13 protein-coding genes, 2 pseudogenes and 2 riboswitches are annotated in these 14,017 nt (G+C 71.8%); of the genes and pseudogenes, 10 read left to right on the forward strand and 5 right to left on the reverse strand.

Annotation, left to right across the window (positions count from 1 at the left end; genetic code table 11):
• Positions 1 to 9 precede the first annotated feature (9 nt).
• Positions 10 to 150 (reverse strand): annotated as a pseudogene (locus tag LWC35_RS05685) (hypothetical protein); the annotation flags it as partial.
• Positions 108 to 227: pseudogene (locus LWC35_RS40150) on the reverse strand (hypothetical protein); the annotation flags it as partial. The pseudogenes LWC35_RS40150 and LWC35_RS05685, both read right to left, overlap by 43 nt.
• Positions 228 to 405: 178 nt before the next feature.
• Positions 406 to 499, reverse strand: a riboswitch (SAM riboswitch).
• Between the two features lie 294 nt (positions 500 to 793).
• Here LWC35_RS40150 and LWC35_RS40830 point away from each other — a divergent pair.
• Complete coding sequence (locus tag LWC35_RS40830; protein ID WP_372462998.1) at positions 794 to 928, forward strand: putative leader peptide; 135 nt, start codon at positions 794 to 796, stop codon at positions 926 to 928.
• A complete protein-coding gene (locus LWC35_RS05695; RefSeq protein ID WP_232868826.1) occupies positions 915 to 2,144 on the forward strand; it encodes an acyl-CoA dehydrogenase family protein in 1,230 nt (409 codons plus the stop codon). The genes LWC35_RS40830 and LWC35_RS05695 overlap by 14 nt, the downstream gene beginning before the upstream one ends.
• A 276-nt stretch (positions 2,145 to 2,420) precedes the next feature.
• Here LWC35_RS05695 and LWC35_RS05700 read toward each other — a convergent pair whose 3' ends face one another.
• Positions 2,421 to 3,119 (reverse strand): alpha/beta fold hydrolase, encoded by a 699-nt coding sequence (locus LWC35_RS05700; RefSeq protein WP_232868931.1) that lies wholly within the window; start codon positions 3,117 to 3,119, stop codon positions 2,421 to 2,423.
• 115 nt (positions 3,120 to 3,234) lie between these two features.
• Here LWC35_RS05700 and LWC35_RS05705 point away from each other — a divergent pair, with 115 nt between their 5' ends.
• A complete protein-coding gene (locus LWC35_RS05705; RefSeq protein WP_232868827.1) occupies positions 3,235 to 3,573 on the forward strand; it encodes a winged helix-turn-helix transcriptional regulator in 339 nt (112 codons plus the stop codon).
• A gap of 112 nt (positions 3,574 to 3,685) precedes the next feature.
• Here the strand turns inward: LWC35_RS05705 and LWC35_RS05710 are convergent, their stop codons facing one another.
• Positions 3,686 to 3,904, reverse strand: coding sequence for a hypothetical protein (locus tag LWC35_RS05710; RefSeq protein WP_232868828.1), 219 nt, complete (start codon positions 3,902 to 3,904; stop codon positions 3,686 to 3,688).
• A gap of 170 nt (positions 3,905 to 4,074) precedes the next feature.
• A riboswitch (SAM riboswitch) is annotated at positions 4,075 to 4,164 on the reverse strand.
• A gap of 786 nt (positions 4,165 to 4,950) precedes the next feature.
• Between LWC35_RS05710 and LWC35_RS05715 the strand changes: the two genes are divergently transcribed.
• From LWC35_RS05715 to LWC35_RS05745, 7 genes are all read left to right on the forward strand, one after another.
• Positions 4,951 to 5,943 carry an ABC transporter permease gene (locus LWC35_RS05715; RefSeq protein WP_232868829.1) on the forward strand — a complete coding sequence of 331 codons (993 nt, stop codon included), beginning with the start codon at positions 4,951 to 4,953 and terminating at the stop codon, positions 5,941 to 5,943.
• Entirely contained in the window at positions 5,940 to 6,860 is a 921-nt protein-coding gene (locus LWC35_RS05720) for an ABC transporter permease (RefSeq protein ID WP_232868830.1), read from the forward strand. Before LWC35_RS05715 ends, LWC35_RS05720 begins: the two co-directional genes overlap by 4 nt.
• Positions 6,857 to 8,542 (forward strand): dipeptide ABC transporter ATP-binding protein, encoded by a 1,686-nt coding sequence (locus tag LWC35_RS05725; RefSeq protein WP_232868831.1) that lies wholly within the window; start codon positions 6,857 to 6,859, stop codon positions 8,540 to 8,542. Before LWC35_RS05720 ends, LWC35_RS05725 begins: the two co-directional genes overlap by 4 nt.
• 18 nt (positions 8,543 to 8,560) lie before the next feature.
• Positions 8,561 to 10,111, forward strand: coding sequence for an ABC transporter substrate-binding protein (locus tag LWC35_RS05730; RefSeq protein ID WP_232868832.1), 1,551 nt, complete (start codon positions 8,561 to 8,563; stop codon positions 10,109 to 10,111).
• Between the two features lie 22 nt (positions 10,112 to 10,133).
• Positions 10,134 to 11,450, forward strand: coding sequence for an NtaA/DmoA family FMN-dependent monooxygenase (locus LWC35_RS05735; protein WP_232868833.1), 1,317 nt, complete (start codon positions 10,134 to 10,136; stop codon positions 11,448 to 11,450).
• On the forward strand, positions 11,447 to 12,229 hold the full coding sequence (locus tag LWC35_RS05740; protein ID WP_232868834.1) for an alpha/beta hydrolase: 783 nt from the start codon (positions 11,447 to 11,449) through the stop codon (positions 12,227 to 12,229). Before LWC35_RS05735 ends, LWC35_RS05740 begins: the two co-directional genes overlap by 4 nt.
• A gap of 64 nt (positions 12,230 to 12,293) precedes the next feature.
• Entirely contained in the window at positions 12,294 to 13,364 is a 1,071-nt protein-coding gene (locus LWC35_RS05745) for an LLM class flavin-dependent oxidoreductase (RefSeq protein ID WP_232868835.1), read from the forward strand.
• A 52-nt stretch (positions 13,365 to 13,416) separates the two neighbouring features.
• On the opposite strand, the gene LWC35_RS05750 is transcribed toward LWC35_RS05745, so the two are convergent.
• Entirely contained in the window at positions 13,417 to 13,989 is a 573-nt protein-coding gene (locus LWC35_RS05750) for a TetR/AcrR family transcriptional regulator (RefSeq protein ID WP_232868836.1), read from the reverse strand.
• Positions 13,990 to 14,017 lie beyond the last annotated feature (28 nt).

Raw genomic sequence — 14,017 nt, forward strand, 5'->3', positions numbered from 1 at the left:
CTCGTAGGGGTCGTCGACGCCGGTGAGGCCGGAGATCTCGCCGACGCGCTGGCGGGCGCAACCTCGACCCGCAACCCGCGGGCCCGGAGCCTGGGCTCGCAGGCGTGCGCGATCGTGGACTTGCCCGCACTGGGCAGACCGGTCAGCCAGACGGTGGCACCGCGCTGAGAGGCGGGAGCCGAGGCCCTGGGAGCCGGTGCGGCCTCGGACGGCGACGACGCGCTCACGTCGCCGCACCCGGGGGCGGGGCGCAGGTCATGGAGTGCTCCTCCGAAGCGGAAGTGGACCGACTACGACGGCTCACGCCGGCAGCCGGGGCTGTCGGGACCACCTCGAGGCCGACAGCCCGCGCTGGCCGTGCGCAGGAGATCCACGTGGCGCCGCCGCACCCCGACGAACATCGCTCCTCCATCGCTCCCGGCGGTAGCACCCGCACCCGTCTGACGGGGGGTTGCTGCGGCGTCGTCGAGCCGGGTCTCTCGGCCGCTCTGGATGGGTGTGGCCCGTGGGCCCGGAAGTCACTCTAGGGATCACGACCGCACGTGAGTCAAGGGTCCGAACGACATCTGTGAGCCCCACCGCCGTACCGGCCACGGACCTGTCCGGACAGCCACCCGGGCAGTCCCACCAGGAGAAACATCGAGGGCCGACGCCGGAGGAAGGTTCGGACATCCGGCACCGGGAGATGCAGCCGGAGCTCCGTGGTGGACCACGACCGACGGCCCACCGCGCAGTGGCCGAGCCCGCGCCGGGCGGTTCCGCTGCGCGCCTCGCTCGTGCGACCATCCGAGTGATGGCACCGTCCGAGGCCCTTCGGCCGCTCTTCCGGGCGCGCCGCCACGTCGATCTCCGACGACAGGCGAGCGCGATCTGTCGGCATACCGACCGCCGACCGATCACCCCCGGAAGGACCCATGCCCACCCGTGACCCGCTGACCCGTCGCGCCTGCCACGGCGAGGCCCCCGGTCGTCCGCACGCCACGAGCGACCGCCACGAGCTCCTCACGCGAGTGCTTCCCACCCTCGCCGACAGCGTCCGGGCAGGCTCACGCGGCCGCGAGGAACAGCGCACCCTGCCCTACCGCGAGATGCACGCCTTCCGGGACTCCGGGCTGGGCTCGCTGCGCGTCCCGGTCGCCCTCGGCGGGGCAGGCGGGTCGATCGCCGACGTCGTCCGGACCGTGGTGCGACTCGCCGCGGCCGACTCCAACGTCGCCCAGGCCACCCGCGCTCATTTCGTTCATGTCGAACGGCTCCTCGAGCCCGACGTCCCCGACGCCGCCCGCCGGCTCCGCGCCGTGCGCGGCATGCTGATCGGCGAGGCGACCTCCGAACGCACCGGCTCTCGGCCCTTCGACCTGGGCACCCGACTGCGGCACACGGAGGGGCGTCTCCTCCTCACCGGCGAGAAGCAGTACGCCACCGGCGGGCTGTTCGCCACCCACCTCACCGTCCTCGCCCTCGACGACGACGATCGACCGGTCTGGGCCCTCGTGCCCGCCGACGCCCCCGGCATCGAGCTGTGGGACGACTGGGAGGGAATGGGGCAACGCCTGACCGCCACCGGATCAGCCGTCTTCACCGACGTCGAGGTGGACCCCGCCGACGTGCTGCACGCCGTACCGGGGCGGTCCGGACCGACCGTGACCTCCAGCTTCCGTGCCCTGCACCTCGCTGCGGTGGCGGCCGGGATCGCCACGGGCGCGGTCTCCGACATCATCGCCTTCACCCGTGCCAACCCACGCACCGCGCAGACGGCCGAGGCCGAGCGGGCCGCCGAGGACCCCTTCGTGCAGGCCGCGGTCGGCGAGGCCGGCATCCTCGCCTACACCGCCCGCTCCGTGGTGCTCAGTGCAGCGCGTGCCCTCGACGCCGCGGCCGGCCACCGCACGCCCGAGGAGCTCGCCGCAGCCGCGATCGAGGTCACGCAGGCGAAGGTCGCGGCCGACCGCGCCGCCCAGAGGGCGGCCACGATCGTCTTCGACGCCGCCGGCGCGTCGGCCACCCTCACCTCCGCCGGGCTGGACCGTCACTGGCGTAACGCCCGCACCGTGGCCAGCCACGATCCCGCCGCCCACGCAGCCCGCACGATCGGCGACCACCTCTTGCACCGGACGCCGCCGCCGGGCGACGGCCTGCCGTGACACGGGATCGGATCCCCTCGCCAAGAACCGAGGGGCGGTCCCCCTCCACGGCGCCTACGATCGCGCCGGCGCCGACGGGTGAGCGGGCGGAGGCCGAGCAGCGCCAACGGGAACAGGCATTCCACGGTGATCACCGACCAGCTCGCCGCGGTGGCGAGCCGCGGCCGGGCGACCAGGAAGCACGCCGCCCAGGTCGCCGAGGTCGCTGCCATGGCCCCGATCCGGCACGTGCACACTCGACCCGAGCTTCCGCACGAACCGATGTCGGCGCCGTTGTCAGGCCGCCGCCTCGAGCAGCAGCCCGGTGAGTTCGGCGGGCATGGTGATCATGCAGTCGTGGCCGGTCGGCAGCTCACGTACCCGCTCGCCAGCCGGGACGGGACGCCGGGTGATGGCCGCAGGCCGACCCCCGACGCAGTGGATGTGCGTGCGCGGGATCGTGCGCGCGGCCGGCGCGTCGAACCTGACCGGCTCCTCAAGGCACCGCACCGGGTGGTCCGACAGGATCGAGCGCAACCAGGCGACGTCGTCGGGATCGGTGACCCCGAACAGGCCGAGGGGTGGCGGCTGCTCCGGCATCGGCGGAACGCGCCAGCCGTCCACGGCGTCGATGAGCTGCTTGGTGACCGGAAGGACATCGACTGCGGTTTCCCCGTCCTCGGGGACCATCGCGTCGAGGAACACCAGATGCGCAATCCGCTCCGGGACCCGGTTGGCAACCCCCGAGATGACCATCCCGGCGTAGCTGTGCCCGACGAGCACGACGCCGTCGAGACGCTCGCTCTCGATCAGACCAGCGACGTCCTCGACGTGAGTGCCGAGCCCGACCTCAGGGCCCAGCAGGTGCGCCTTGTCGCCATAGCCGGTCAGCGACGGCGCGAGCACCCGGTGCCCGGCCGATTCCAGCAGCGGTACCACTCGGTCCCAGCTCCGCCCACTGTGCCAGGCGCCGTGCACCAGCAGAAAGGTGGCCATTGTCGTCGGTTCCTCCTCGTGCCTCGGTACCCTTTGGTAACCGAAACAGCGTGATCCCCACGACGCGCACCGGCAATACGGCACTTTCCGGTGCCCTGGTTCTCAGGAGGTAACCATGCAGGACCCGTGCCAAGCCCGCGAAGTCCTCGGGATCGTCGGGGACAAGTGGGCACTGTTGATCGTCCGCATGCTCAAGGACGGACCGCGGCGCTTCACCGAGCTCAAGCGGGCCATCGACGGCATCAGCCAGCGGATGCTGACCGTGACACTGCGCGACCTCGAGCGCGACGGCATCCTGACGCGCACTGTCCACAACGTCATGCCCCCGCACGTCAGCTACGAGCTGACCACGATGGGTCGAACCCTGCGCGAAGCCACCGCGCCGCTCATCGAGTGGAGCATTACGCACCTGCCGCACATCGACGCCGCCCGCGCGGCCTACGACAACCGCTAGAGGCGCAGCGCCTCGACCGGGCCGTCGACGCGGATGTGTTGACCCTCGTCGTCAGCCGGGTCAGTACGCCTCGGACCTGATTGAGCGCGGCGACGTGCTCCCGGTGTCGGCCTCAGCTCCGCATGCGCGGCGAAGCGATGCGGGCCACCAGGTGCCGGTGGGCCGCCTCGGCCGCGACCAGTTCGCCGTCTGCGGTGTCGTCGCCGGTCGAACGCCTCCGGTGCCGTTCGACCAGCGCCTCGAGCGAGGCGAGGAGCCGGTCGCCGAGGTCGGCGTGGCGGTCGTCGAGGCGCGTCGGGAACGTCGGGTCGGGAGGAACGAGTGCAGACATGGCTGTGCTCCGGGAGGACGCAGGATCGGGACGACGGGGCATCCGTGCGGCCGGCGGTACCGCCGGCGGGCGGACGCACTGGTCGTCACCGACAAAGGGCGGCCTCGGTGCGGCAGAAGTCCACGTGCCGGCGCCGGGACCAGATTTCCTGGCTCCTCGTGAGCACGGCTCCCTCATCGCTCCCGGCTGAAGCACCGCACCGAGCGGTGCGGGTGCTGCGGCGTCGTCGAACCAGGTTTCTCGGCCGCTCTGGATGGACAACTCGCACTCAACCCGTCACCCGTTCCGGTTGTCAAGCGCATGAACACGCAAGTGACGGAACCGGCACACGCCGCTCAGCAGGCAGAACGTCCGGGCTTCCCGCTCCGCCGTCCACCTGACCGGACCCGCGGGGCCCGCGCGGCCGACGCACCACCTCCTGACGAGATCCGCGACCGATCACGTACGCTTATCGCTTCCGATGAGCATTCGCGGTTGGACACCCATCATGGTGATGGGTTCTACTCTCCGTGTGCAGACACCGTGTCGACGTTCCCCCGGCTTGTGTCCAGGGATGACGGTGTCACCCTGTGCGCCCACGGAGGTGCGGGCCGGGAGCCTGACCCAGCGCCGGTTCATCGACCACGGCACGGTGCACTCGGCGAGCTGTCGGCTGCACTGACCGCCCGTACGCGGTCCCGGTGACCACGCACGCCCCGTCCTTCGACCGCCTCCAGCCCACACGGCGAGACCTCGGCGCTCGCCCGGGCCCTGGTCGGCGGACCCGGCTCGTCGACCCGTACGGAATGACGGCGAGGAGACCGCCGGACCGCCACCCAGTGCGCAACGCTGCGACGACGGGCGGACGCACGCCGGCATGCCTCCGGTACGGCCGGCGCTTGCGACCGGATCCGACAGCACAGGTGCGCGCTCGGCGCGGGCGCTTCTCGTTCGAGGACGCCACCCGTCCTGATTCGCCCGCCCGTGCCTCGACGACATCTCGACCGACCTCTGTCCGACATTGCCCGCACCGAGGCCTGCTCCACCTTCCCGCCCTGAGGATCCACGTGTCCGTTCCACCGATCGTTCCCGCTCCAACTGATCCACCTCGGACCACCGTCGCCCGTCGCCTGCGCGCTCCCGTCGGCTGGCGGTACATCGGCGGCCGGCTGCTGACCGGTCTCGTCGCTGTCTGGGGTGCCGTCACCCTCGTGTTCTTCGCCCTCTACGCCACGGGCAATCCCGCCATCCTGCTCGTGCCGCCGGACGCACCTCCGGACGAGATCGCGAGACTGACCCATCTGCTGGGCTTCGACCGCCCGCTCCCCGTGCAGTACGCGCACTTCCTGGCGAGTGTGCTCAGCGGGACGTTCCCGGACTCGATCCGGTACGGCGGGGATCCGCTGCCCATCGCACTGGAGAAGATCCCCGCCAGCCTCGCGCTCGGGCTCGCCGGCCTGCTGATCGGTGCGCTCCTCGGCGGGCTGGTCGGCTACCTCTCGGCGACGGCGAGGTCGGCCTGGCTCGGCCGGGTCCCACTGGGCCTCGCGGTCAGCATCGAGTCCGTGCCGACGTTCTTCGTCGGCATCGTGCTGGTGATCGTGTTCGCCGTGCAACTCGGTTGGTTCCCGGTCACGAGCGCAGGCGACGCCTCCAGCCTGGTGCTGCCGGCGCTGACGTTGGCCTTCGCGTTCGTCCCGGCCATCGCCCGCGTGTTCCGCACCGCACTGCTCGACGTCCTGCAGGCGGAACACATCCGCACCGCGCGAGCGAAGGGGCTACCCCGGCACACCCTGGCGTGGCGCCACGTCATCGCCAACTCTCTCGGGACCACGCTCAACGTCGTCGGGATCCAGGCCGGCGTCCTGCTCGGCGGCGCCGTGGTCACCGAGTCCGTGTTCGGCTGGCCGGGGATCGGCCAGCTGTCCGTCAACGCGGTCCAGAACCGCGACTACCCGTTGGTGATCGTCTGCGTGCTGGTGATCTCCCTCGGGTTCGTCCTGATCAACCTGGTCGTCGACGTCCTCGCGGCCATCGTGGAACCGAGGTTGCGGTCATGAGTCTCGTCCAGGCTTCGGGCGTCGAGGACACGACGCCGCCGGACCCACCCGAGGTCGTTGCATCTCCCCCCGACCGGCGATCCGGACACCGGCGCACGATCGGGGTCGGTGGCCGATTCGGTGCGGCGATCCTCGTCGCCGTCGTCGGAATCACCCTGCTCGCCCCGCTGACCTCCGGTGACCCCTTGGCGCAGAACTTCGACGCGATCCTGCAGGCGCCCTCGTCCGCCCATGTGATGGGCACCGACGAGCTGGGTCGCGACGTCCTGGTCAGGGTGGTCTTCGGCGGCCGGACCGCGCTCGCGATCACGGCGGTGTCCGCGGTCGTCGCCTCCGCGCTCGGGTTGGCCCTCGCCCTGCTGGGCGCCCTGTTCGGCGGCTGGGTCGATGCGCTCACCGGCAGGCTGGCGGACGTCCAGCTGGCGGTGCCGTCGATCGTGCTCGCGATCGTCGTGCTCTCCTTCGTGGGCAACTCGTTCGTCCCGATCGTGCTCGTCCTGGTGCTGGGCTCGTGGGTGCTCACGTTCCGGGTGATCCGCGGGCATGCCCGCGCGGTGGTGCGCCAGCAGTACGTCGAGGCGGCACGGGTCGTCGGCTCCGGGCGGTTCGGCATCGCCCGCCGGCACCTCGTCCCGAGCGTCTTGCCGCTGCTCGCGGTCGCGTTCACCCTCAACGCCTCCTCCGCGCTGCTGCTCGAGTCGAGCCTCGGCTACCTCGGCCTGGGCGTCCAGCCGCCCGAGCCCGACTGGGGACAGATGGTCGCGGCAGGTCAGGCCCAGATCTTCACCGCACCGTGGATCGCGCTGTTCCCCGGCCTGGCGGTCGTGCTGACGGCGGTGGGCCTGCAACTGCTGGGGGACGGCCTGGCCGAACGCTTCGTCGGTGGACCCGCCCTCGAGAGAGGACTCGCCCGATGACCGCCCCGCCACGCCTGCTCACCGTCACCGACTCGGCGGCGGCTCCCGGAGAGGCCGCCGAACCGGTCCTGCAGCTGACCGGCCTGACGATCGGGATCGACCCCCGCGGTGGCGGGGCCCTGGATCCGATCGTCACTGGCGTCTCCTTGCAGGTGCCCGCGGGGCGTGCCGTGGGACTCGTCGGCGAGTCAGGCTCGGGGAAGACACTGACCGCGCTCGCCGTCGCGGGGCTCCTGCCCCCGGCCGTCCGCGTCGTGGCCGGCGGCATCGAGCTCGCGGGACGGGAGGTCACCGGCCTCCCGCAGAAGGAGGCGCGGGCGCATCTCGCCGCGTCGGTGGGAGTGGTCTTCCAGAACCCGACGGCGTCGCTCAACCCCCGAATGCGCATCGCCGCGCAGCTGCGAGAGGCGCTACCTGCCGGAACGACCCGCCGCCAGGCACGTGAGCGCGTGGCCGAGCTGCTGGTGGCCGTCGGCATCCCCGACGTGCACAAGACCCTCGGTGCGTTCCCGCACGAACTGTCCGGAGGCCTCAACCAGCGCGTCGTCATCGCCATGGCCCTGGCCCGAGATCCGAAGGTGCTCCTCGCCGACGAACCCACCACTGCGCTCGACGTGTCCGTGCAGGCGCAGGTGCTCGATCTCCTCGACGAGCTGCGTGACCGGCTCGGTCTCGGGGTGCTGCTGGTCAGCCACGACATCGGGGTGATCGCCGACCGCACGGACGACGTGTACGTGATGTCCGCAGGGCAGATCGTCGAGTCCGGTTCGACGGCGGAGGTGCTGCGCGAGCCCCGGCACGACTACACCCGGCAGCTGTTGGCCGCGATGCCGGGCCGGCTCGATGCGGTGCGGCCCGTCGGGCGCGCCGCAGGGTCCGAGGACCCCGCGGACGAGCCGGCACAGCTGGTCCTCGAGGACGTCCGTCGAACGTTCGGGGTGCGAAGCAGTGCGGGCCGTGCCCAGCACGTCGCGCTCGACGGCGTCGGGTTGACCGTGAGGAGGGGACAGGCGATCGGTCTGGTGGGTGAGTCCGGGTCCGGGAAGACCACGCTCGCCCGGATCGTGGTGGGTCTCGAGCGAGCGGACTCGGGGGTGGTCTCGTACGAGGGGACCCCGCTGACGCGGCACTCCCGCGAGCAGCGCCGGCGATGGCGGCGGGAGGTGCAGTACGTCTTCCAGGACCCGTACAGTTCGCTCGACCCGCGCCTGACCGTCGCCCAGACCCTGCGCGAGCCGCTGGAGATCCACCACCGCGCGCTCTCGCGCCACGAGCTGGCGGCCCGCATCGACTCCCTGCTCGACGAGGTCGAGCTCCCCCGGGCCTTCCGCGATCGGCACCCGTCCGAGCTGTCCGGCGGGCAACGGCAGCGGGTCGGCATCGCCCGGGCGCTGGCGACGGAGCCCTCCCTGATCATCGCGGACGAGCCCGTCTCGGCACTCGACCTGTCCGTGCAGGCCCGGATCCTCCGCCTGCTCGCCCGGCTGCGGGTCGAGCGGAACCTGACCTACCTGTTCATCTCGCACGACCTGGCGGTGGTCCGGTACCTGTGCGAGGACCTGGTCGTCCTGCGGCAAGGCCGAGTCGTCGAACAAGGGCGCACCGACGACGTGCTGCACCACCCCGAAAACCCGTACACCCGAGCGCTGGTCGAGGCCGTCCCCGGCCGCACCTTCGCCTGATCCCACGGAGACGAACGAATGAACACCAGACCACGCCGCTTGCTCGTCGGCGCCGCCGCCGCGGTCCTCCTCGCCGTCCTGAGCGCCTGCGGCGGGGCGGCGGGCGGCGGTTCCGCTCCGCGAGCGGGCGACATCCTCCGGCTCGGGCTCTCGCGTCAGATCACCGGCATCAACCCGCACAAGGGCGGGTCGCCGGACTCCTCCGGCTCGATCGTCGGCTCGATCTACGAGTCCTTGACCCAGATCGCGCCGGACCTCACCGTGCAACCCTCGCTCGCCACCTCCTGGACGACGGTCGATCCGCTGACCTGGCGGTTCACGATCCGCACCGACTCGAAGTTCTCCGACGGAACCCCGCTGACCGCCGACGACGTGGTGTGGAACTTCCAGCAGCTGCTCGACCCGGACTACAAGGGCACCGCGGGGGCACCCCTGCGCAAGTACCTGACCTCGGTCACCAAGGTCGACGACAGCACACTTCAGTTCAACCTGTCCCAGCCCGCCCTCGACCTGCCCGGCCGGCTCTGGTCCATCTACATCGTCCAGCCGACCTTCGCCCACGGGCACAACCTCGACAACGAGGCGCTCGGCAGCGGCCCCTACAAGCTCGACGCCCTCGACCAGGAGAACGGCGCCACCTTGTCGCTGAACCCCTACTACGCCGGCCCGAAGCCACAGTTCGCCCAGGTCCGCTACACGGTGCTGGCCTCCGAGGCCCAGCGGGTCGCGGCGCTGCGGGCCGGGGAGCAGGACCTCATCCTCAACCTCGACCCGCTCGACCTCGCCCAGTTCCGGAACTCGGACACCTACGACACCGTGCTCGGCGTCGGCAACCAGCCGCTCACCCTCGCGATCAACGAGCGCAAGACCGGCACCCCCCTCGCCGACCCGCGGGTGCGGCAGGCGCTGAACTACGCCACCGACAAGGACACGATCATCAAGAGCCTGCTGCAGGGCGCGGTGACGCCGCTGCCCGGCCAGGTCCTCTACGACCCGTTCCAGCAGCCCAACGCGGCGGTCTCCGCCTACCCGTACGACCCCGAGAAGGCCAAGCAGCTCCTCGCCGAGGCCGGACACGCGAACGGGCTCACGCTGACCGTCCTGCTGTCCTCGGGCACCTACGTCTCGCAGGACGCCGCCACCCAGGCTATCGCCGCGCAGTGGGCGAAGGTGGGAGTGACGCTGAAGATCGAGCAGCAGCCCTTCCCCGCCTGGCTGCAGAGCCAGTACGGGCCGGACGACCAGGCCGCGGACTTCTACTACATCATGTGGGGCGGCTCCTTCCGAGGCGACGTGACGGGCAACTTCGGCCCCTTCCGCAGCGACCACATCCAGAGTCACCTGAACGCTCCGGAGTTCGACGACCTCACCACGCGGGCGCAGAACGCGACCACCGAGGCCGAGAAGACCGACCTCGTGAACCAGGCCGTGCAGAACGCCCACGACCAGGCCCACGCGATCTTCCTGTACCCGTCGCCGTTCACCGGAGTCGTGTCCAAGGGCCTGCAGTGGACACCGAAGCCGAACCGCTACCTGTACGCCCAGGGCGTCGGGCGCGTCTCCCCCTGACCTCTCGAAGGAGGCACTCACCATGACCGAACGCCACCTGTTCCTCGGCGGCTACGTCCTGTTCCCGAGCGGCCACTACGCCGGCGCCTGGCGCCACCCCTACTCCTCGCGGGACTGGCTCGGGCGGGACTTCCTGCACCAGACCGCCCGCAGCCTCGAGGCCGCGAAGTTCGATCTCGCCTTCATCCCGGAGACCGTCAGCCACCACGAGGGCTTCACCCGGCATGGGCACTCCAACGCCATCAAGCACGATCCCGCCCAGGTCGCCGGGCAGATCGCCGCCGTCACCTCCCACCTCGGCGTGGGCGTCACCCTGTCCACCAGCTTCAACGAGCCCTACAACCTGGCCCGCACGCTGCTCAGCCTGGACCACCTGTCGGGCGGCCGGGTCGCCTGGAACGTCATCCAGTCCCACGGACCAGCGAACTACCTCAACTTCCCGAACGCCGAGGAGCTCACCGGGTCCGAGCTCTACGACCGCGGGGACGAGTTCGTCGAGGCGGTCCTCGCCCTCTGGCGGTCCTGGGGGCCCGGCGCCCTGGTCCAGGACCAGGAATCCGGCGTCTTCGCCGACCCGTCGAGGATCACCGTCCCGGACTACAAGGGCCGCTTCGTCGCGGTGCGCGGGCCGCTGAACCTGCCGCCGAGCCCGCAGGACCACCCGGTCATCATCCAGGCGGGCGACTCGCAGCGGGGCCGCGAGTTCGGCGCCCGCTGGGGTGAGGTGATCTTCGCGATCGAGCGCACCCGGGCGGACCTGCGAGCGAAGAAGGACGACCTGCGGGCCAAGGCGCGCGCGGCGGGCCGCGATCCCGAGCGGATCCGGCTGTTCGCGGCGGTGCAGCCCATCGTGGGCGAGACCCGCGAGATCGCCGAGGCTCGACGGGACTTCCTGCGGACCAGGATCACCCCCGAGTCCGGGACGACCTTCCTGAGTCACTTCGCCCGCATCGACCTGACCGGGGTCGACCTGACCGCCCGCTACGTCGACGTCCTCGAGGAACGGGCAACCGAGGGGCAGACCGAGGCCAGGGCGATCACCCAGCTCGACGCCCTGCTGGGCGCCCGCCGGGACCGAGTCACCCTCGCGGAGGCGGGCATCGAGTTCTCGACCAGCGAGCTCACCCCCCAGATCGTGGGCACCGGCGAGCAGGTCGCCGAGCAGCTCGCCGAGATCTTCGGCTCGGGCGCCGCCGACGGGTTCCTGATCACCCCCACCCACTTCCCGGGGTCCTTCGACGACTTCGGCCGGGCCGTCGTACCGCACCTGCAGAAGCTCGGGGTGTTCCGGACCGAGTACGAGGGCACCACCCTGCGTGAGAACCTGGGGCTCTCATGACCAGCACCGAGACCGAGCTGCGCCTGACCAGCGGGTGGGGCGGGTCGCTCGCCGCCACGTTCACCCCCGGGACGGCCGACACCGCGGTCCTGCTCCTGCACGGCTTTCTCTCCGACCGACGGGCCGGCGGTCGCTTCGACCGGCTCGCCGCGGAGTACTCAGCCCTCGGCCTTGCGGTCCTGCGCGTGGACCTCAGCGGGTTCGGCGAGTCCGAGGGGGAGGTGGTCGACGCCGACCACCTGCTCGCGGACGCCCACGCCGGACTGGACCATCTCGACTCGCTCGGCTACACCCGTCAGGTGCTGCACGGGCAGAGCCTCGGCTCGGCCATCGCGCTGCGGGTCGCCCCGCAACGGCCACGGGTCCGCACGCTCGTCCTGACGGGGGCGCTGACCGGGGCGGGCAACGGCGACGCACCGTACCCGTTCCTCGACTCCGAGCAGCTCGCCGCGTGGTACCGGGACGAGGACGTCGCGTTGGCGGTGGACTCTCCGAGCCGCACGCACGTCGTCGTCAACCGACGCCGGCCGAAGCTCGGAGCCACCGGCACCCAGGAGGAGCTGCTGGGTGCGGTGCCCGTGCCCGTCCTCGTGATCCACGGGGACACCGGCGAGCAGGAGCAGGCCCTGGCCGCGATCACCGCGGAGGGCGAGCACCTCCTGCCCGCCGGCTCACAGGTCGTCGTGATCCCCGGCGCCACCCACACCTTCTACGAGAGCCAGGACGCGGTCGCGACAACGGCCGTGGACTGGGTGCGCCGGCACGTCCCGGCGGGCTGAACCCCGTGCCCCTGGTCCCGGTGCGCCCGGGACCGGGGACCGTCGATCCACCTGGAGGCCGTCCGTGCCCGAACCCCTGCCGCGCCGGGACTTCCTCTGGTACCTGCCCAACATGGTTCAGCCGGGCCATCGCGGCGACGACACCGTCGACGGTTGGGGCAGCCTCGACTACTCCGTCGAGCTCGCCCGCTCCGCCGAGGACCACGGCTGGGGCGGCGCCCTGATCGGCACGGGATGGGGACGCCCCGACACGTTCGCCCTGGCCGCCGCGGTCGCGGCGCGGACCCGCACCTTCGCCCCCTTGATCGCCGCTCGGCCGGGCTACTGGCAGCCTGCCCACTTCGCCAGCGCCACCGCGACGCTGAGCGCGCTGAGCGGCGGGCGGGTGCTCGTCAATGTCGTCACCGGGCGGGACGACCTGGCCGCCTACGGCGACACAGAGGCCGACTACGCGCGGCGCTACGACCGAACCCGCGAGTTCCTCCAGGTCGTCCGCAGGCTCTGGACCGAGGAGGACGTGACCTACACCGGCGAGTTCTACCGGGTCGAGCACTCCACGGTCGTCCCGCGCCCGGTCGTGCCGCCCCGGCTGTACTTCGGCGGCGCCTCCCCCGAGGCCGAGGAGGTGTCCGCGACCGAGGCGGACGTCCAGCTGTTCTGGGGCGAGCCCCTGGAAGGCATCGCGGCGCGGGTCGACCGACTCCAGGCGCTCGCCGAGAGGCTCGGCCGGGCGCACCCGCCGCTGGAGTTCGGGCTGCGGATCACCACCGTCGCCCGGGAATCCTCGGACGAGGCCTGGCGCGTTGCCGAGGAACGCGTCGCGGAGATGGCGAAGACCGGCGAGGTGCAGATCGACGGCCACCGCGGGTCCGTCGGACAGCAGCGGCTGCTCGATCTCGCCGCGCGCGGTGACGTGCTGGACACCTGCCTCTACACCGCGCCGGGCCGCCACGGGGGCGGCGGCGCGGGCACCACCTGGCTGGTCGGCTCCTTCAGGGAGGTCGCCGACGCCCTGGAGCGCTACGCGGGCCTCGGCGTCACCCACTTCGTCCTGTCGGACACGCCCTACCGCAGCGAGGTCGTCCGGCTCGGCGACCACCTGCTGCCGCTGCTGCAGACCGTGCAGCCCGGCTGAGTGCCCCCCACCCCACCGGCGGGTGGAAGGTGGGCAGCCGCCGAGGCCGTTGTCAGCGCGCCGGGCTCAGGCCCGTGACCGCGAGCTGGAAGAGACGCTCAGCCTGGGCGGCGGGGTGAGCCCGGTGCTCCGTGGCCAGCACGACGCCGACGACCAGTGCGATCAGGTCGGAGACGGTGACGTCCGACGCCACCGCGCCGTCCCGGACGGCGCGGCGCACCAGCGGGCCGGCGGCCTTCTCCATCAGCACCGCACAGGAGCTCGCCACGGGATCGGACCCGGCCGCCTCGGCGTCGTCGTAGGACAACGCAGCCGCCAGCCCCCGGGCGGCCACGGAGTAAGCGAGCAGATCGGCCAGCCACGCCAAGAGTGCTTCCCGGCTGTCGTCCGCGCCGGCGAGATCACGCGCGCGGACGCACAAGGTCTCGATCCGTTCACGCGACACCGCCTCCAGCAGTGCGCGGCGGGTCGGGAAGTGGCGGCGCACGGTCGCCGAACCGACTCCCGCCGTGCGGGCGATCTGCTCCAGTGAGGCGCCGGCGCCATGGACGCCGACCTCTTGCTCGGCCGCGGCGAGGATGCGCGCGTAGTTGCGCCGGGCGTCGGCGCGCTGGTGGTCGCCCAAGAGTTCTCCGACCTTGCTAAGTGGCGGG

It is taken from the genome of Pseudonocardia kujensis (assembly GCF_021283305.1).
In the GTDB taxonomy this organism is placed as follows: Bacteria; Actinomycetota; Actinomycetes; order Mycobacteriales; family Pseudonocardiaceae; genus Pseudonocardia; species Pseudonocardia kujensis.

Bases quoted from the DNA above. Each gene is read 5' to 3' on its own strand.
- LWC35_RS40830 (WP_372462998.1), top strand. From the start codon at position 794: ATGGCACCGTCCGAGGCCCTTCGGCCGCTCTTCCGGGCGCGCCGCCAC.
- LWC35_RS05695 (WP_232868826.1), top strand. From the start codon at position 915: ATGCCCACCCGTGACCCGCTGACCCGTCGCGCCTGCCACGGCGAGGCC.
- LWC35_RS05700 (WP_232868931.1), bottom strand. From the start codon at position 3,119: ATGGCCACCTTTCTGCTGGTGCACGGCGCCTGGCACAGTGGGCGGAGC.
- LWC35_RS05705 (WP_232868827.1), top strand. From the start codon at position 3,235: ATGCAGGACCCGTGCCAAGCCCGCGAAGTCCTCGGGATCGTCGGGGAC.
- LWC35_RS05710 (WP_232868828.1), bottom strand. From the start codon at position 3,904: ATGTCTGCACTCGTTCCTCCCGACCCGACGTTCCCGACGCGCCTCGAC.
- LWC35_RS05720 (WP_232868830.1), top strand. From the start codon at position 5,940: ATGAGTCTCGTCCAGGCTTCGGGCGTCGAGGACACGACGCCGCCGGAC.
- LWC35_RS05725 (WP_232868831.1), top strand. From the start codon at position 6,857: ATGACCGCCCCGCCACGCCTGCTCACCGTCACCGACTCGGCGGCGGCT.
- LWC35_RS05730 (WP_232868832.1), top strand. From the start codon at position 8,561: ATGAACACCAGACCACGCCGCTTGCTCGTCGGCGCCGCCGCCGCGGTC.
- LWC35_RS05735 (WP_232868833.1), top strand. From the start codon at position 10,134: ATGACCGAACGCCACCTGTTCCTCGGCGGCTACGTCCTGTTCCCGAGC.
- LWC35_RS05740 (WP_232868834.1), top strand. From the start codon at position 11,447: ATGACCAGCACCGAGACCGAGCTGCGCCTGACCAGCGGGTGGGGCGGG.